The following is a 17,557-nucleotide window of genomic DNA, read 5'->3' as shown; positions in this document are numbered from 1 at the left end:
ATTATTGACCACCGCTTGTGTCTACGGGGCCATGTTCTGAGTAACCAAGGGCTTTCCATTCAGGGGTGCCCTTGCAGTTGTCGCAAATGCGCTCCCCAGGCCATTCGGATTTAAATTTGCCGCCGCCCATCAGACAGGTTCTTTCCTTCTCCTGGCCTTTCGGGGCTGGAGGGACGTTGTCTTGTTTGCCCGGCTTCTTTCTCTTTTTGACCACTATTTCTGTGTTGGCCTCTAAGCCATAAGGAGTGGGAGAGAAAAGGCTTGTTGGGGTTCCGCCAAGAACGCGTTGTTGTTTCTCTACGACCTGGGCCGCGCCTTTATCCTTCAGCATTATTAAAACCTTATGGGCGTGATTGTTTGAGCAATCACACGCCCGCGCCAGGCCCTTGGCTGACCATCGTTGTCCAGGGTCTTGGCGCAAGACTTCCAAGAGGGGCACAGCCGCTTTTGGCAATTTTAAAACGTCCTGGTGTTCCATTATTCTTTCCCCTCGTTAGTCGGCACAAAAAATCGGTTTTGGTCGCCGTATTCATTAAGCATGTCCAAGTGGTCCATGCCTCTTTGGGCTTCGACCTGGTGGACAATCCGGCCCGCGTCTTCGTGGGCTTTGACAATTTTTTCGTTTAGCTCTTTGGCCAGGGCGGGCTTTTTGTTGTCGTTGTCGAGGTAAAGCACCACTTCCTTGACGACATCAGGCAGGATAACCGCCGCCATAGCCCCCGCTGATCCAGCGGACCACACGGGAATTTTATCCACTTGCATACACGCCAACCCGGTTTCCTTACCTTCGCTGAGACCCAAAATCGTACCAGCAGGGGCCAAGCGGATAGCGCCGCCCCAGGTCGGCCCCAACATCTTTTTAGGTTCTGGCACTGGGGCTTTGCCCACTGGATCAGGAACCCGGATAAATTCTTCCCCGGCCATGACCGTGGCTTGAGGAAAGACCTTCAGGGCGTTCTCTACCAGAGGGTGGGTGCTGAAGGTTGGGCGGGTTAAAAAGGTGCGGTGAATACCTACAATTCTGGGGTGACCCTCAATAATGGCCACGACCTGGCCAACCATAGCCGGGAAGAACCCAAAATCTTGAAGTTTGCCGTTAATGATTTCGGTGTAACGCAATTTGGGGTGATAACGTATGGTGGGCGGTATGCCGCCGAGCTTTTCCAGGTTTAACCCCCGGTCCAACAAATAGTATTCCACCGGAGTGCCCTCTGGTATCTGGGCGTCTGTCCAAATGCGCTTGGCGTTGTAGATTTTACGGTCGCGGGCGGCCTTTTGCTTTTTCTTGTCTACAACCACCTTTGGCTTTTTGGGCTTGGGTGCGTGGCCTTCGCGGACTTCCATTCCCGCAAAATATGCCACCTCTTTAACCGCCTTGGGAAAGTCCCAGCCGTTGATTTCTTTCAAAAATAAAATGGCATCCCCGTGGGCACCGCAGCCAAAGCAGTGATAAAATTTCTTCTGGTCTGTTACGGTAAAGCTGGGCGTGGCTTCGTCATGAAACGGGCACAAGCCTTCCATTTCGTTCTGCTTGCCCGCTTGTAAATCTACGTATTGGCCAACGATTTCCGATATCGGCGCGCGGGCGCGGATTTCGGCCAGATAACCGTCACCAAAGGTTTTAGCCATGGGCCACCCCTTTGCCCTGGTAGGGCTTATCGTAAAGCACCACCAGGCCTTGCACAGTATTAGCTGTAAGGGCCTGAAATCATCCGGGCTTGGGCTTGAAATCATCGGAAATTTGGACCCGAATTAAATGAAACTATAAATTAGTCTCGGCTCGAATTAAGTGATAATGAACCCGAATTAAATGAAACTGAGCTTGAAATCATAAAGTTCGGCCCACTTTAAGTGAAACTATAATTATTGCCTCAAATGTAGTTATACAGGCAAGCCAGCATTGCGCATCTCAGAAGCAAGCTCGTCTGTTCTTTCAGGGCCCAACTTACTTTTGAGAAATGCCCTCATAATAGGAAGACTCGTTTCAAATTGTACTGCCAAATCCTTTGGCGTGTAGCCCATTCTTGCAAGCCTGGCATCAAGGTCCTGAAATCCTGGTGAAATTATTTCTTCAACAATTTCTTTTGTCACCGTTGGCTCACCAACTCTGAAAGCATTTATAAAAGACCTGTTCAGGTGTTCGCTGAACTGGAGAGGTGTTGCCAGATGTTCAGCCATAAATTCCCGTGCGTCTTCAGAGATAACCTGATCGAGCTTTGTCTCTTTAGTGAGGCATTGTTCGAGTAACCAGTCCAAAAACTGAGGCCTCTCATCTCCAATACCACTAAAGTCAAATTTGATAGTCCGATTGCCGATCTCTTCCATAGTCGGACGCTTTAGATTGTTTTGTAGTCTGGGATGGCCAACCAGCACGATCGAGAAAACGGCTGGTTCTTCATTCAAAATTTCCATGAGCCGTTTCAAACCGTTAAGTGTGTTCCCATGAAGGTAGTGAGCTTCATCAATAAAGAGAACAACCGGCTTTTTTCTTTTGCAGATCAGTTCCAGCAGTACTCGTTCCCTATTTTCAGGTCCTGGAATTTTAAAATCCAGTTTACCTGAAACATCAAGGAAAAGTGCTGTTAAAAGAGAGGGGAGAGTAACACGATTTCTTTCAACGGACAGGCTTCGGGCAACGATAATTTTCTTATCTGTTTTGATCTCTTTTCGTAACCTGTTGATCATCGTCGTCTTACCCGTTCCAATTGGCCCGGTGACGGATATTAATTTCCCGGAAAGTAAAGCTACCCGAATATCATCCTGTAGCTGTTTTAACCGAGATGTCTCGTAATATCCGGCCAGAGACCAGTCCTGGATAATACTAAAGCGTTCCATAACCTGAGCCGTTAACAATTTTAGTCTCCCTTTGCTCTGCGGATAAACCTCTTATAAACAAGGTCTTTAATCGTTTTCTTGTCTAAAGTATTCTCTAAAAGATCTGTAATGAATGTGAGGTCTTCTGGCGACAATTCAGCAAGTGGCTTTCCGAGTTGATCCGCAATCCCTCTACGAGCACTAAGTGTATTGGAGAACGTAATCTCCCCCCACGGATCCGGATCCTGAAATGTGATTTTAGGAAACTGGATAATCTCAGCAGGCAGGGTTTCCAGCTGTAATCCACTAAGGGCAGCTCTCGGGATCGTTATATTTTCAGCGAGAGAGGCGACAGTGTTTGCTCGTTTGTCCCGGGCAGAGCGGGCGTGCTTTCTGTAACGATGGAGAGGTATTGGACCTCCTGACGGTCGGTAGGGACCATAATGCTTCTCTTCCCATTCAACATAGAGCTCATGATCAAAAAGCCCCCACCAGAGAGTAACCTCTTCTCCTGAAAGGCCAGGGTCCACTTCATAGGAAGTACCTCTTATTGTTATGTGAGCATCAATCCCAACCTTCCGGTGTTCCGGCTCCCTGGCAAACACACAATAACGTTGCCAGGAACACATTTCCCGGATCCCGGTTTTTGGTAAATTTGAAAGCCAGTCTTCAATCCTGCTGTGAGGTTCCCGGCGATGATCCTTTTCATTATATCTCTTGATATAATTCACAAGCCAGAGGTTGGCCTCTGCCTCGGTTTCCGGCTTGTGAAAATGATATAAAGTTTCGTGGGCTTCCTTGACTGTCCTGAACGGACGCTCAACCTTGCCTTTTGAGCGGGCCGTTGTTCGTCGTCCGTCAGATCCAGCCGGTAGATGCGTTTTCCAGTCAACGCCCAACCGCTCCATCATGTTCTGGAAAACAAGGCTCTTTGCAACGGGACCATTATCCATGTAGATCATTTTTGGAATGCCTTGAAACGGCGTGTCTTCCTTTGGGGCCATGGCATTGTACAAAAACAGTAATGCTGTCTCAGCATCTTCGCCATATACACAGTGATATTCCTGATAGGCGACACCACTCCGGTCATCAACGACGCTGAATAGTAGAAGGGTTGGTTGTCCTTTGTCGGGATTAATCCACTCAGGTTGCTTGATATGTTTGAGATCAGAATAACTAATATCGAACTGCCAGAGTTCATTGGATTGTTTGGCTTCAAACCTGACAGCTGCAGGAGCACGGACCATTCTGGCATGGTCATAACCAAGTTCACTCATCCAACGATTTACAGTTGATTTCGTTAAGAGCCCTTTCTCAGTCTTAATATGTCCAGTTGGTGTTTCTACCCCAAATTTTTCCAGTATTTCAATAGCCCTGCCTGTCGAGATATGACGTCCCTGTTTATTACTTGTCCTAATCTTTAAGGCAGCGATAATCTCGCAGTACCGTAGTTTGTCAGCCTCATCTATTTTTCTCGTATGCCCTCTATCAGATCGACTTAGTCCTTTTGGTTGATTCAATGCCTTGAGCGCTCGATAAACTGTTACAGAACTAACATCAAATAACTTTGCAATTCGAGTAACCTCTTCTTGACGCTGCGGAGATCTTAATGGCAAAGACGCCAGCTTGGCTCGTAGAGACAATAAAGTTTCCGCTGGCAGAAGGGTTCCTTTACGGCCCATCGGAAAATTCCTCGACATAGGTGTAAAGCGTTTGTTTGGATATCCCCATTAGCTCACATATCTCTTTGACAGTGTGGTCTCGGGATTTGTAGAGACTGACGGCATGTTGGCGTTGCTTGGTCGCCAGCAATTTTGGACGACCACCCATTCGACCTCTTGCCCGGGCTGCCTGTAAACCTGCGTGCGTGCGTTCTCTGATCAGCGCTCGCTCAAATTGGGCAAGAGCGCCAAACATATGAAATACCAGTTCACCGCCGCTTGAATTGGTATCAATTGATTCTTGCAAGCTTTTGAGACCAATCCCGCGTTCACGGAGCTCTTCTGCACGAATGATAAGGTCTTTGAGAGTTCGCCCAAGACGATCAAGCCGCCAGACAACGAGAGTATCTCCATCACGGAGTTGTTTGAGTGCTTCCTTTAAACCTGGGCGATCAGCTTTGGCACCGCTTAAGGTGTCTTCAAAGAATTTTTCACAGCCACAGGCATGAAGAGCATCCCGTTGTAAATCAAGATTTTGATCATCGGTTGAAACGCGCGAATAGCCAACTAACATCAATATTGTCCGAGAAACCGTAAAAGAGGCTATTACTTATACATTGATTGCTAGTCTTAGTACATTGACTAAATTTTTGTGGATTATCAATAAAGGGGCCTGACCACCACTCAAGGGCTAGAAAACCTTCCTTTTCTTGACCATACAATATGTAGAACCAGGCACAAATGAAGTCATTAACAAGTCTAATAACGTGGTAGAAAAAATATGAAATTTGGGAAAAATTATAGTATCACTTAAAGTGGGCCGAACTTTATGATTTCAAGCTCAGTTTCATTTAATTCGGGTTCATTATCACTTAATTCGAGCCGAGACTAATTTATAGTTTCATTTAATTCGGGTCCAAATTTCCGATGATTTCAAGCCCAAGCCCGGATGATTTCAGGCCCTTACAATTAGCCACATAAATTTCAATTTCCCGCCGACGGATTGCGGGCAAGTCTTCGTGGGCGGTTAAATCGACCTCGACCCCGTCCGCATCTATGACGACAGAAACCCGCATATTATGTGCACCCTTTTTTGGTCGGCGTTTCAATCTGCTTTACATAGCCACGCAACTGGACCAGGACGTCGATTGCTTCGTCCAATTCTTTGCCAATCCTGAGGGCTTCGTCGGGGTCTATCTGGCCGTTATCAGCCATAGCGTGGCCCACTTCCGCGAACACGTCGGCCACTTCCTTGCCCACTTTTGCCAAATATCCCGCCACCGCCGGGTCTATGTCCTGGTTAAAGCGCATTTGCATAAGCGCGTAGCCCTGCATTCTGGCAATTTCACGGGTGACAATGGGGTCACCGGCGGCTAATTCCAGGTCCAAGATAACGTCGTTTGGCGCGTTGATATCCGGGCGGTTAATATTGCCATAGTCCGAAAGATTAGATTTTTTAACGCGGGTAATATCGTGGTGTTCAATGCGGTGGGTGCCGCCGTTGGCGCTAACCAGGTCCTTAAAATATACCTGGAGGGTTTCGCGCTGTTCTCTTGTCGTGTTTCTGCTCATTCTTCGACCCTTCGGAATTTGGCCCCAAAAGTCCCGATTGCAAAAAGGTGCCAGGCCTTCAAAATGAAGGCCTGGCAAGTCAGGAGGAGTTGGGAAACATGACCGACAAAAAGACACCCCCGCCGGTCAAAGGGGAAAGCGGTGATAAAGACCTGGTTAAACGCCTGGGCACCTTGGCAAAGGCCTGGCCCGGAAGCCCGGCGGGTTGCTTGGCAAGAAAACAGGGCAGGCTTTTGAAAGCGTTTGAAGGCTAGGGACATGTTAATCGACCTCTTTATCCAGGACCCATTGGCCCGGTGGCATAAATTTAAAAAGGTCGTTTGGTGTCACTTCCCCGCGCGTGCCTTCAAAGATCGCCTGGGCCAGTTTGGGGCCAGCTTGGCGGGTTCCAGTGATCACACGGGTCAATGCTGAGCCCGTATAACCGATCTCAAATCCAAAGTCTTCCGCTGTTTTATTCTCTTTGATTAACCAGATATTTAATTTCATGAGACAAACATACCAAATAGACATTTTGGTTGTCAAAGAAAAAATGCCTATTTGGCTCTATCGTGTGAGTTCCAAATAGGCATAATTGGCCAAGTGGTTGATGGGGGACCTAAAAATGAACGATACAGTTGAAAATTATATACGGGTCATTCGTAAAGAAAGAGGTATGACTTCTGAAAAGCTATCAGAGCTAACAGGTCTTTCTCCTACTTATATTACTCGGCTTGAAAACGGAAAACGTAATTTGTCAGTGAAGAACATGAAGTTGTTTGCTGAAGCTTTAGGTGTGCAGCCGCATGCCCTTATTACAAAAGCATCTGCTGAGCCAATAGTTACTGAAATTCCCGTTTTGTCCTGGGTTCAGGCTGGTGCTTTTGCTGAAGCCATTCCTGAATTTGATTTAAGCGACTGTGAGCGCGTCCCCGTAGTAAATGCTAATAACCCCCATCTGTTTGCATTAAAAGTACGCGGGACTTCTATGAACGCTGTTGCCCCAGATAATTCTCATATTGTGGTAAACCCACTAGACAAAGACTTAATAGACGGCTGTTACTATGTCGTTATTCTGGAAGAAGAAACTACTTTTAAGCGATTTAATGCCGAGCCAGCACGGCTGGAGCCGGTCAGTTATGATCCGGTGCATAAGACTATCTTCCCAAAAAATGGGACCGAAGTTGTTGGTCGTGTTATTAAGGTAGTTAACGACTTGTAACACGGTTTTTCGACCAGAGAGATATTTTTGCAACGCCTGATTTTATTAAATTAATTACTCCTGAAGGGGCGGTGCCAGATCAAGTTAACTGGTTAATGATTTACGTGAGCTTGTTGGCTGTAAGTGTGCCGATAATTGTATATTTCTGGAAAAAATGGCTTGCCGATTTTATTGCAAAAAGAAACAGGATATCAGCAGAAAAAAGAATAATTTAATCCGGTAAACCCCCGGCTATGCCGGGGGACTCTCAATGGTTTGACCGTTCCCACGGTCTTACATTTCTTTGTTTATTGACCAAAATAACAAAGGAATTAGCCGATGAGAGATTACAAAAGCCTTGCACATACGAGATGGGATTGTAAATACCACGTGGTTTTCATCCCTAAACGCAGGCAAAAAGTTATCTATGGCAACCTACGTCAGTATCTTGGTGAAATTTTCCATGAACTGGCCGGGCATCGCGAAAGTAAGATTGAGGAGGGCCATTTGATGCCGGATCACATTCACATGTGTATCAGCATACCGCCCAAACATGCTGTTTCAAAAGTCGTTGGATACCTAAAAGGAAAAAGCGCGATTGCCATAGCTCGAAAATTCAAAAATAAAGCACGGAATTTCAAGGGTGAAAATTTTTGGGCCCGTGGATATTTCGTCTCAACTGTAGGGCTCGATGAACAGATGGTGAGGGAGTATATCAGAACGCAAGAAGAGCGTGATAAGTACTTTGACCAAATGGATATATTCAATCCATAACCGCTTTAGCGGTTCCCAATTTGCCCCTTTAAGGGGCTCACCCGCTTAAGCCCCCGGCTTTGCCGGGGGTCATTTAACTAAACTTGTACGGGAATTTGATAAGGTACGCTTAGTTAAGACAAGTTCAATTCATTATCGAGACATATACATTACCCTTCTTCAGTGGATGTTTTTGGGCACTGTGTAGAGCGTCAACCACTTTGTCCGGTTGCGTCAACCACCTTGGCCGCTTTTGATGCGGCTGTGATCTGACGTTTATTTACGATGCTTCAGGCATATTTTTCACCTTTTTGTTTGTGGTTTTCCGCAACATTTTTTTGAGATTTTGGGCGGCTTCCCATTGTCTGTAGCTGTCGATATTCATCTCAAGAATGGTTGAGTGGTGAACAAGACGATCGATTGCTGCAACGGTCATGGCCTTATCTTGAAAAATATTGTCCCATCCGCTAAAAGGTTGATTGGCAGCAATTGCAATACTTCGGTACTCATATCGTCTGGCGATCAATTCAAAGAGCACGGATGTTTCAGATATATCCCTTTGTGCATAGGTAATATCATCGAGAATGATGAGATCAAATTTATCGAGTTTTGCGAGGGCGTTTTCGAGCATAAGTTCACGTCTGGCAGCCTGGAGTTTTTGCACCAGATCACTGGTTTGCGTATAGAGCACACGGTATCCAGCCTCTATAAGAGCATAACCTACGGCGCATAGGAGATGAGTTTTTCCTCCCCCTGAATTTCCAATGGCAATCAGATTTGCTCTTGCGTCAATCCAGTCACCGGCAGACAAGGCTTCGACCTGCGCCTTTTTCACGTTAGGCAGCCGCTTGAAGTTAAAAGTGGCCAGAGTTTTTCCGCCCAGCAGGTTTGATGCGTTGAGATGGCGTTGAATGCGTCGCGTGTCCCTTTCGGCCAATTCATATTCGGCCAAAACGGCAAGGAACCTGGCTGCTGACCAGCCCTCCTTGTCGGATTGGATTGCGATATCTTGCCAGTGTTTGTGAAAGCTGGGTAATCGTAAGTCAGTTAGCATAAGAGGCAGCTTGTGCTGATCCACTTCAATGTTTGTCATGCCCGATCCTCCAACAGAGTATCAAAGACTGATAATGAAGGTTGAACCACGGGAATATCAGGAGGTAAATCCGTGTTCTTTTTTGTGATATTCAGCTTAAGTTTTTTTGCGCAAGGTAGCCTTCCTGCATTGATTTCTCTCGAAATCAGGTGCGCGACTTCGGCCTCACAAGCCTCTTCGTGCGCAAGGAAAAGTATCCCAACCATCTGACGACACGCATCTCTGCGGGACAACTTTTTCTGAAACAATGTCCAGGCCAGGGAGTACTCGGTTCTTGGAAAAATACTGTCACGATAAATAGAATTGGCGAGTGCCTGAGGTTTACGTTTGAGAGCATGAATGACGTGATGATAATTGATAACATGAATGCGGGGGCCTTTGCCGTGCCCCCGCTCACGAGAATGGCTGACGACATGAGTGCTGCCTAGATAGGCTTCTATCCGGTTATCGTAAATATGGACACGCAAGCGTTGACCAATTAGGCGAGAAGGGGCGCTATAAAAAACCTGCTTAACTAAAAAACCACTTGTTTTGGTAACTCTCGACACGACTTCAGTGTAATCTGTTGTTCGCCGAGGAGGTAACGCCTTGAGAGATTTCAACTCTGTTTGGATATCTTGGTCACGATGTTTGTTCCGTCTAGCAATCAGCTCGTCCAAAAATCGCCGATACTCATCCAAAGTGTCAAAGTCATTACTGCCACGCAAAATCAGGGCCTGCTTTATCGCAGTCTTAAGGTGACCGTGGTGAGATTCAATGGCACCGTTCTCGTGTGATTCCCCTCTGTTATTTCGACTGGCCTCCATACCGTAGTGCTCAACAAAAGCAGAATAACGTTTGGTAATGTCCTCCTTTTCCTCAACGCTCAAATTCCGAAAGGCCGCAGACAGGCTGTCGGTCCGGTGGTTTTCAGGAGCGCCCCCCAAGGACCAAAGCGCATTTTGTAAGTTCTCCGCAAGGGCTGTAAAACTCTCACCGCCAAGTACGACCCCAACATGTTCCCATCGGCTATATACCAGAACAAAATGATAGAGCCGATGCACCAAAGGATCTCCTGCAATGGTAATACTTAAGTCGGCTGCATCCGTGAAATCTGATTGGCCCATGTAACCCGGCTCAGGTGTTTGCCTGAAAATGATATCCTTTTCAGGGCCATTCAGAGCCCGCCATCCCCGAACTCGGCGCTCTAACGTGCGCTTGACACGGTCATCGGGAAAACGGAGCGGATAGAGGCTCTGTATGTGGCGCAACAAAGTAATGGGTTTGACCGAGTTGTCTTTATCCAAAATGGGAAGGATGTCCTTATCCCAGATATCTTCAAGCGGATCAGAAACTGTTCGCCCTCGCTTTATATTGCGTTGTGACGGTAAAGTCGCATCAACGTCAAATCGGCGGGCCGTGCGTTCGCTAAACCCTGCGCGGGCAGCGGCGGTTCGTTGACCATGAGTTTTTCTATCTGTCATGTAAAGTCTCAGTTGTTCATCTGTGATAAATTTATACGGCAAACAGGTTCCTCCAATTACATCTAGAGGTTCCTAATTTATCAACTCACAGCAGCTTGTAACTAACACCAAATTAAGCCTTGGCCGGTGGATCTGATTATCAAACGGGCACGCCCTTTTTAATGATCAGATCCACCGGCCAAGGTGGTTGTCGCAACCGGCCAAGGTTATTGTCGCTGAACAGCACTGTTTGTACTGTTGTTTTTATGGGTATCATAAGTAGTAAGCATGTTTCTCCTGATACTGAATTAACAACGGGAATAAGTGAAATTTATTCTAATGGGTTTGGTTCTTTCAGTTCTAAGCATCGGATCGACTTAATTATGATGATCTTTTTAGCTTTGATGTCTTATGCATCTATGATTATCGTTGTGATTCATTTAAGGATTTTGAACAAATCTTTGCTTGGTTGGGATAATTATCTTGTGGATACTAGTATCAGAGTAAAAGCGCTACTTGATAAAGCTGGTATGAGCAATTCAGAGCAAAAAGAATTTATATACAGTATTCCCAGTATGGCGGTTGGAAAGAAGAGGGAAATCCGTAAACATAAGGAGGGAGGGCACCCAGAGTTACACACCGCTGTTGTTGAAATGGCTTTGTTAGATAGAAATCCTCAGAAATAGCTATCTTATTTTTAATTTGTTGATCCTTATGCTCATTTACTTATCTTCTATTCGATCATCCTAATTAAAGTTTAAAAGTGACAAAGTACCTATTTGTCACTTTTTTATTGACAAGATGCATGCCTATTTGTCATCTTACTTTCAGCGAACAACTGAGGGTCGAGAAATGCAACAACCTATTACCCTGACATTTTACCCCACCACAGCCACCCGTCGCCGTCTGGCGTGGGCCAAGGCGCGGTCCTGGTTCCCCGCTTTCTTTATTGGTGGCTGTCTTGGCGTTCTCGCCTGGAAGGCACTGGAAGTCTATGTGGTCTACAAAGTCTTGGGTGGCCCGGTATGAGTGCGCGCACCCTCACAGACCGCGCCTTAAAAATCGCTGTTTTCTGGTTGTTAAAACACACCCGCCAACGCGGCGTCATGATCTTTTCAATTGGTCCAGGTGGCCAGTGGACCAGTGAAATGGGCGGCAAAGACGACGGCGGTCTGAAGACAATAGAAAATCTCCACACCCAACTTTTACAAGGTATCGAAACAGGCAGCATTAAGCCGCCGGTCAAAGCGTAGGAGCTTAATTAAACATGCCCATTATTCAGACCCATAGCGGCCAGGATATCAACCTGTTAAGACCATCGGAACATGATATCAACTTTCGAGATATTGCTTTTTCCCTTGCCAAGCTTTGCCGCTTTAGCGGCCATACCACCAGTTTTTATTCGGTCGCCCAACACAGTGTCCTGGTCGCGGATTGTTTGCCACCGGAATTACAAGCCTATGGCCTGTTACACGACGCCCACGAAGCCTTCATAGGCGATACCACTTCGCCGGTTAAACGCGCCTTGGATCAAGTCAACCCAAACGGTAGTGCTGGTCTGGCTTACCTGGCGGGCATATGGGACGAACGTATCCACGAAATTGCCGGTTTGGCTTGGCCGTTAAGAAAGACGCAAAAACAGCAAATTAAATGCGCCGACTTGGTTCTTTTGGCCACGGAAAAGCGGGACCTACTGGCCCCAACACCCGCTTGGCCAAGCTCATACCGCCCCTTGAAAAAAGTAATAAAACCGCTGCCAGAAGACCGCGCGGCGGAACTGTTCATGGCCAGGTTTGATTTGCTTATCGGCCACGGGGCCACTTCCAACAACCGCCCGCAATTTGATGAATTGTTTGGCTAGGCAAGGATAAAAAAATGAATATCAATATTGACGCCAAGACCCTTAAGTCGGCCCTTAAAAACTGCACCATGGCCATAGAAAAGGACAATACAATTCCAGTGCTGAATTGTATTAGAATAAGATCGTTAAAAGGCCAGGTTGTTCTATCTGCCACCAACATGGATATGTGGATTGAACAGACCATAGAGGCCGAAATAAAAAGCCCTGGTATCCGGGTGTTTGACCCCGCGCCTTTGATGGCTCTTTTGGATGATTGCGGTGACGATAAAACCGTCAATCTACTGGGTCTTGGCGGCAACGAAGGCACCATCCAGGCCACCGTGCCAACCCATGATTTTGAAATCCAGGTGTCTTTGGAATGGGTTCCGCTTGGTGATTTGCCCTATGCACCCGACCCGAAAGAACAGACGGTCATAGGAAATTCAGCCGGTGACCTGGCAACCCATATCAACAAGGTTAAATTTGCCATATCCAACGAGGAAACCCGTTATTACCTCAATGGAATTTACTTCCACGGCGAAGAAGATAACCTGGTCACCGTGGCCACCGATGGCCACCGCATGGCGACTTATAAAAGCGACCTCGGCGGCACCTTCAAAGCGGCGTCTGAGTTTGAACCCTTCATCCTTCCACGTTCCGCCGTTGCGCCCATTTTGGCGTGTCTTCCTGTCCAGGGCAGTAATGCCACGGTTAGTTATTGCCTGGCGTCCAAAGATGGCGTGGCAAAATACTTCAGGCTCTTTGTGGCCGATGAAGTCACCATCACCACCAAACTGATAGACGGGACCTACCCGGATTATAAAAGGGTCATTCCAAACGAAGCGGGACTGACCCAGATATCCTTGGATAAAACCCGCACCACCCGCGCTTTAAAGGCCTTCAGCAAAGTGGCCCAGGCGGTAAAACTAAAATTCCCGGCCTTAGAAATCCACGCCGACGGCACCGGCATGGATATAAAGCACCGGTCTGAAAAAATAGGCGATATACACACCCGCATACCCGCGCTTACAAAAGAAGATATCCCCGCCTTTGGCATTAACGGTCGCCTGGCCCTGGATGCAATCAAGAACATAGACGCCGACGGCATTTGCATGATGCCCGGCATAGGCGAAGACGCCCGCCACAGTCCAATCATTTTTAGGGGCCTGGATAACCAGGACCCCGGTTTCACGTGCGTAACCATGCCAATGAGAGTTTAGGAGTTAGACACTTGAGCGAAGAACAATCCCCCACTTTGCACCACCCGGACCAGGTAGAGGCCTTTGACCAGGCGGAAACCGGCCCGGATACGGTCGCCGCTGCCATGGAATTGGCCGGGGCTGAAGAAGGCGCAATCGTCGGCGTGGCCGCTGACCGGTTGCGCGGTTTCATGGAACGGGTGGAACGCCTGGAAGAAGAAAAGAAGGCGATTGCTGACGATATCAAGGAAATCAAATCAGAAGCCAAGAGCCTCGGTTTTGATATCAAGATTTTTAATATCGTCCTATCCCTTCGGAAGATCGATCAACAAGAACGCCTGGAAATTGAAGAATTAACAGACGTTTATAAACACGCATTAGGGATGATTTAAATCATGGCTGGATCACTTAACAAAGTAACCATTATTGGCAACCTGGGCCGCGACGTGGACGTCCTCACCATGGGCAACGGCAACCAGGTGGCTAACCTCAACATTGCCACCAGTGAAAGTTGGAAGGACAAGCAGACCGGCGAAAAGCGCGAGCGGACCGAATGGCACCGGGTGGTAATCTTCAATAAACACCTGGTCGGCATTGCCCAACAATACTTGCACAAAGGCTCCAAAGTTTACCTGGAAGGCCAAATGCAAACCCGCAAGTGGACCGATAACAACGGGGTCGAAAAGTACACCACCGAAGTGGTTTTGGCCGCCTTTGACGGTGTCCTGGTCATGCTGGATGGTAAGAACGACAACGCCGGGAATTCTGGCGGCGGCGGGTTTGGCGGGTCTTCTGGTGGGTTGCCGAAAGACGATAACCCGAACATGGACGACCTGGACGACGAAATCCCGCTCTGACCGTGGAAAACATTTTCGATATTGCCTTGTTAATCCTGGTTGGTGTCGCGGTGGGTAGAGTGTCCTTATCAGAAAAGGGCACCGACACCAGGACAGTAAGTCCCAAATGCGCGGATAGCCGACCAGGACCAATCCCACCTCCTAAGAGAAGATAGCTATGAATGACAACTCTATATTTGACCGTCCCGGCCCCTGGATGATCAGCACATTTGACAAGACCGGTGTTATGGCAAGGCCCTGGGCGGAAGCGGGTTACAACTGTCTGTGCATCGACTTGCAGCACCCAAAAGACCCCACGGAAAAGAACGGTATCGTGTTTTTGAACGGTGATATGTTCAAGTGGGTGCCACCGCGCCAGATAGTGGAAAACGTCGCCTTTTTTGCAGCATTTCCACCCTGTGACAATCTCGCAGTATCCGGGGCACGATGGTTCAAAGGCAAGGGGTTGGGCAAATTGTCCGACGCCATAGGGTTGTTTGCCCAGGCTGCCTTCTGGGCCGAATGGCTGGGCGTTCCCTATATGCTGGAAAATCCGGTTAGTACCATAAGTACCTACTGGCGCAAGGCGGACTATAGTTTCCACCCGTGGCATTTTTGCGGGTACGAAGAAAACGACAACTACACCAAAAACACCTGTTTATGGACAGGGGGGGGCTTCGTAATGCCTGAAATGTACCACCCTGAAAACGTTACCCCCGACGACCGTATCCACAAATGCCCGCCATCAGCAGAACGCGCGAATATCAGAAGCGCCACCCCTATGGGATTTGCGCGGGCGGTGTTTATGGCCAACGGAGAAGTTCAGCAGGAAGAGGCCGCACAATGACCCTTTCCATAATAATATGGCTTTATGCCTTTGGTATAGTCCAAGCCCTGGCCCGTATCAAGAGAGAAGACACCGTCAGAGGTGAAGAAACCGGCCCCCTGGCCAAGGTTTTCCTGGCCATGATGTGGCCAATCTTTACCCCGGCGGCCTTCGCTATCGCCTTTGTAGGTTCAATCCTCTAGCCGAAGGAAGACACCCCCCATGACTAAAGCCGTAATCAACTATCAACTCTTTGCCGCCGCCGCCTTCCTGGTCGCCGCAACCCGTGCCCTAGATTGGATTGGAATATGACTGAAAAGTTTTCAGATACGATTGAAATTGATGGATGCAACCCACCACCCAGGGGCCGCACCTGGTGTGAAGGTTCGGACTTATTAGAAAAAGTCCGTATTGGTGGAATACGCGCATCAGAACAGGCGGTAATCGCTAGGCTAAATGAGAAGAGAAAGGCCGCCGAAATTGTTCAAACTGAAGACAAGCCCGGTGAACCGCTCAAATTTAAAGAAGGCGATTGGTCGTTCTGGTGGGATGAAACAGAACGTCATTGGAAATGCGAAAATAAAGGTATCTACGGCAATAGGGTTTGGAGCCGGGACGATAGAAGCCAGATTATCAACTTTATCAAAGCCCAAACAGGCAGAGAGGACGGCCCCCAATGAGTGCAAAATTAATGCCTTTGTCGGACCTTCCGACCTGGCCGCGCTTCCTGCTTAAAACAGAAGCGTGTGCTTACCTTCGCATTACAGAAACTTCGTTCCTGACAGAAGTAAACTTGGGCCTATGGCCCAAACCCGTCAAAAGAGTAGGCGCGCAAGCCCGCTGGGACCGTGCCGCCCTGGACCAGGCTTCCGAAGACTTACCCGCTAAAATGGCCCTTTTGACCGCTTCAAAGACAAGAAGTTCCCGATTGACAGAACATGCCCAAGGGGCAGAACATGAAAAACCCCTTACTCTAATGGAAAAGGCGGCAAACTTTGGCAAAGGTTAAAATACCTTACCTTGTAGAATTTACGCAAAAAGGCCGGGTATATTTCGCCTGGCGACCAGGTAAACACGTTCGCGCCCTGGGCTTTGCAAATGAAGGCCTGGGAACAGATCGCCACGCCGCAATTCAAAGGGCCATGGCAAAGAACGAACAGGTAGCCCGTGAGCGCGCCCGGTTAAAAGACATGGAAACCGGTTTTGTTCCTGGCACCTTTGACCACCTGGTCCGGGTTTATCGTGGTTCTTCCCAGGATAAAATCAAACCGTCCAAAGCCTGGAACAAGCTGGCCGATAGCACCCAAGGTAAATACAACACTTACTTGGATAGGTTTTTAAAGAAATTCCATAGTGAACCCATTCTGGATTTCACCACGGAAATAATAAATTCTATTCATTCTTCTATGGCCCACGAACCCCACGCCGCCAATTATGCGCTGTCTGTGCTATCAGCCCTTTTTCGTGAAGCTAGGCTTCACACTTCGTTATTTGGCATCACAGAGAACCCCTGCCACGGTGTGGAACGCTACGGCAAAAAAGAAGGCGTCGCGCCCCGCGATGTTTTCTGGTCACAAGACCAGCAATCCACCTTCTTAGAGGTCGCTCACAAGCTAGACCCTGAAGTGGCCATGGGTTTTTACCTTATGGTTTATTCCGGGCAACGGCTTTCCGATTGTCTCGGTATGGGCACAACCGATTTTGACGGCGATAAAATCCGGGTGGTCCAGGAGAAGACAGATAAAAAAATCTGGGTACCGTGCCACCAGGTATTAAAAGCTAAAATCAACCAGCATATAAAAGACCGCGCCCAGGCGGGCCATATCGGCGGTAATATTTTACAGACCATTGGCCACCAAGAATTCAAGAAACGTTATTTTTCGAGCCGGTGGGACAAGGTTATGGCCAAGACCGGGCTAACAAACCTTCGCCGCCACGATATCCGCTCGACCGCCGTTATCAGGTTGGCGGAAGCGGAATGCACGACAACAGAGATTGCCAGCATTACCGGCCACTCTTTAACTAATGTGGAAAGCATCCTGGCGCACTACTGGCAACGGACCTATAAACAGGCTGAAAATGCTATTTCTAAGCTGGAAAAAAGTGAAAATATAGCACCGGAAAAGGCCCCAAAATGATGCAAAAGTCTACAACTGGGGTTTTGAAAAGTCTACAACTGGAAAGTGTTAAGATTTTTGTGTCCGGTAAGCTATTGAAAAACTTAAATAAAAATGGTGCCGTGAGGCAGATTTGAACTGCCGACCCCGTCATTACCAATGACGTGCTCTACCCCTGAGCTACCACGGCCTCGTTTGGACGGGCGTTATATGCCTCTGTCCGA

General features: G+C 48.0%; 25 protein-coding genes and 1 tRNA gene. 15 read left to right on the top strand and 11 right to left on the bottom strand.

The features are described from left to right. Position 1 precedes the first annotated feature (1 nt). From ACOGW3_RS07230 to ACOGW3_RS07200, 7 genes are all read right to left on the bottom strand, one after another. Positions 2-478: a hypothetical protein gene (locus ACOGW3_RS07230; RefSeq protein ID WP_419902344.1), complete on the bottom strand. Its 477-nt coding sequence runs from the start codon at positions 476-478 to the stop codon at positions 2-4. Beyond that, a complete protein-coding gene (locus ACOGW3_RS07225) occupies positions 478-1,629 on the bottom strand; it encodes a CHC2 zinc finger domain-containing protein (RefSeq protein WP_419902343.1) in 1,152 nt (383 codons plus the stop codon). The genes ACOGW3_RS07230 and ACOGW3_RS07225 overlap by 1 nt, the downstream gene beginning before the upstream one ends. 252 nt (positions 1,630-1,881) lie before the next feature. Continuing rightward, positions 1,882-2,853, bottom strand: a complete 972-nt coding sequence (locus ACOGW3_RS07220) for an AAA family ATPase (protein ID WP_419902342.1) — start codon at positions 2,851-2,853, stop codon at positions 1,882-1,884. Positions 2,854-2,855: 2 nt separating this feature from the next. Further along, on the bottom strand, positions 2,856-4,475 hold the full coding sequence (locus tag ACOGW3_RS07215; RefSeq protein WP_419902480.1) for an IS481 family transposase: 1,620 nt from the start codon (positions 4,473-4,475) through the stop codon (positions 2,856-2,858). A gap of 10 nt (positions 4,476-4,485) precedes the next feature. Continuing rightward, complete coding sequence (locus ACOGW3_RS07210) at positions 4,486-5,049, bottom strand: recombinase family protein (protein ID WP_419901194.1); 564 nt, start codon at positions 5,047-5,049, stop codon at positions 4,486-4,488. Positions 5,050-5,380: 331 nt separating this feature from the next. Next, positions 5,381-5,551, bottom strand: a complete 171-nt coding sequence (locus ACOGW3_RS07205) for a hypothetical protein (RefSeq protein ID WP_419902341.1) — start codon at positions 5,549-5,551, stop codon at positions 5,381-5,383. Position 5,552: 1 nt separating this feature from the next. Next, on the bottom strand, positions 5,553-6,047 hold the full coding sequence (locus ACOGW3_RS07200) for a phage regulatory CII family protein (RefSeq protein ID WP_419902340.1): 495 nt from the start codon (positions 6,045-6,047) through the stop codon (positions 5,553-5,555). 98 nt (positions 6,048-6,145) lie between these two features. Between ACOGW3_RS07200 and ACOGW3_RS07195 the strand changes: the two genes are divergently transcribed. Beyond that, a complete protein-coding gene (locus ACOGW3_RS07195) occupies positions 6,146-6,301 on the top strand; it encodes a hypothetical protein (protein ID WP_419902339.1) in 156 nt (51 codons plus the stop codon). A 7-nt stretch (positions 6,302-6,308) separates the two neighbouring features. Here ACOGW3_RS07195 and ACOGW3_RS07190 read toward each other — a convergent pair whose 3' ends face one another. Then, a complete protein-coding gene (locus tag ACOGW3_RS07190; RefSeq protein ID WP_419902338.1) occupies positions 6,309-6,536 on the bottom strand; it encodes a hypothetical protein in 228 nt (75 codons plus the stop codon). Positions 6,537-6,651: 115 nt separating this feature from the next. Between ACOGW3_RS07190 and ACOGW3_RS07185 the strand changes: the two genes are divergently transcribed. Next, a complete protein-coding gene (locus ACOGW3_RS07185) occupies positions 6,652-7,248 on the top strand; it encodes a LexA family protein (RefSeq protein ID WP_419902337.1) in 597 nt (198 codons plus the stop codon). A 318-nt stretch (positions 7,249-7,566) separates the two neighbouring features. Further along, complete coding sequence (gene tnpA / locus ACOGW3_RS07180) at positions 7,567-8,001, top strand: IS200/IS605 family transposase (RefSeq protein WP_419901154.1); 435 nt, start codon at positions 7,567-7,569, stop codon at positions 7,999-8,001. Between the two features lie 259 nt (positions 8,002-8,260). Here the strand turns inward: tnpA and istB are convergent, their stop codons facing one another. After that, positions 8,261-9,073, bottom strand: a complete 813-nt coding sequence (gene istB / locus ACOGW3_RS07175) for an IS21-like element helper ATPase IstB (RefSeq protein ID WP_419901088.1) — start codon at positions 9,071-9,073, stop codon at positions 8,261-8,263. Beyond that, a complete protein-coding gene (gene istA / locus ACOGW3_RS07170; RefSeq protein ID WP_419901087.1) occupies positions 9,070-10,578 on the bottom strand; it encodes an IS21 family transposase in 1,509 nt (502 codons plus the stop codon). Before istA ends, istB begins: the two co-directional genes overlap by 4 nt. A gap of 167 nt (positions 10,579-10,745) precedes the next feature. Here istA and ACOGW3_RS07165 point away from each other — a divergent pair, with 167 nt between their 5' ends. The 12 genes from ACOGW3_RS07165 (at position 10,746) to ACOGW3_RS07110 (ending at position 17,354) form a co-directional block, all read left to right on the top strand. Then, positions 10,746-11,201, top strand: coding sequence for a hypothetical protein (locus ACOGW3_RS07165; protein WP_419902336.1), 456 nt, complete (start codon positions 10,746-10,748; stop codon positions 11,199-11,201). Positions 11,202-11,328: 127 nt separating this feature from the next. Next, positions 11,329-11,544: a hypothetical protein gene (locus tag ACOGW3_RS07160; protein WP_419902335.1), complete on the top strand. Its 216-nt coding sequence runs from the start codon at positions 11,329-11,331 to the stop codon at positions 11,542-11,544. Continuing rightward, positions 11,541-11,768, top strand: a complete 228-nt coding sequence (locus ACOGW3_RS07155; RefSeq protein WP_419902334.1) for a hypothetical protein — start codon at positions 11,541-11,543, stop codon at positions 11,766-11,768. The genes ACOGW3_RS07160 and ACOGW3_RS07155 overlap by 4 nt, the downstream gene beginning before the upstream one ends. Positions 11,769-11,782: 14 nt before the next feature. Continuing rightward, positions 11,783-12,376 carry a hypothetical protein gene (locus ACOGW3_RS07150; RefSeq protein ID WP_419902333.1) on the top strand — a complete coding sequence of 198 codons (594 nt, stop codon included), beginning with the start codon at positions 11,783-11,785 and terminating at the stop codon, positions 12,374-12,376. 14 nt (positions 12,377-12,390) lie between these two features. After that, entirely contained in the window at positions 12,391-13,575 is a 1,185-nt protein-coding gene (dnaN, locus tag ACOGW3_RS07145) for a DNA polymerase III subunit beta (RefSeq protein ID WP_419902332.1), read from the top strand. Between the two features lie 11 nt (positions 13,576-13,586). Continuing rightward, positions 13,587-13,946 (top strand): DUF2312 domain-containing protein, encoded by a 360-nt coding sequence (locus ACOGW3_RS07140; protein WP_419902331.1) that lies wholly within the window; start codon positions 13,587-13,589, stop codon positions 13,944-13,946. A gap of 3 nt (positions 13,947-13,949) precedes the next feature. Then, the gene (ssb, locus tag ACOGW3_RS07135) at positions 13,950-14,411 is read left to right on the top strand and encodes a single-stranded DNA-binding protein (protein WP_419902330.1); all 462 of its coding nucleotides are present in this window, start codon (positions 13,950-13,952) and stop codon (positions 14,409-14,411) included. A gap of 157 nt (positions 14,412-14,568) precedes the next feature. Then, positions 14,569-15,237: a hypothetical protein gene (locus tag ACOGW3_RS07130; protein ID WP_419902329.1), complete on the top strand. Its 669-nt coding sequence runs from the start codon at positions 14,569-14,571 to the stop codon at positions 15,235-15,237. Then, positions 15,234-15,419, top strand: a complete 186-nt coding sequence (locus ACOGW3_RS07125) for a hypothetical protein (protein ID WP_419902328.1) — start codon at positions 15,234-15,236, stop codon at positions 15,417-15,419. Before ACOGW3_RS07130 ends, ACOGW3_RS07125 begins: the two co-directional genes overlap by 4 nt. Before the next feature lie 105 nt (positions 15,420-15,524). Then, entirely contained in the window at positions 15,525-15,896 is a 372-nt protein-coding gene (locus ACOGW3_RS07120; RefSeq protein ID WP_419902327.1) for a hypothetical protein, read from the top strand. Next, on the top strand, positions 15,893-16,225 hold the full coding sequence (locus tag ACOGW3_RS07115) for a hypothetical protein (RefSeq protein WP_419902326.1): 333 nt from the start codon (positions 15,893-15,895) through the stop codon (positions 16,223-16,225). Before ACOGW3_RS07120 ends, ACOGW3_RS07115 begins: the two co-directional genes overlap by 4 nt. Beyond that, a complete protein-coding gene (locus tag ACOGW3_RS07110) occupies positions 16,212-17,354 on the top strand; it encodes a tyrosine-type recombinase/integrase (RefSeq protein WP_419902325.1) in 1,143 nt (380 codons plus the stop codon). Before ACOGW3_RS07115 ends, ACOGW3_RS07110 begins: the two co-directional genes overlap by 14 nt. Before the next feature lie 94 nt (positions 17,355-17,448). Here the strand turns inward: ACOGW3_RS07110 and ACOGW3_RS07105 are convergent. Beyond that, positions 17,449-17,523, bottom strand: a tRNA-Thr gene (locus ACOGW3_RS07105). Positions 17,524-17,557 lie beyond the last annotated feature (34 nt).

It is taken from the genome of Kiloniella sp., from assembly GCF_965205715.1.
Classification (GTDB): Bacteria; Pseudomonadota; Alphaproteobacteria; order Kiloniellales; family Kiloniellaceae; genus Kiloniella.
The sequence above is the reverse complement of the archived record's forward strand: the minus strand, read 5'-3'. Positions and strand labels throughout refer to the sequence as shown.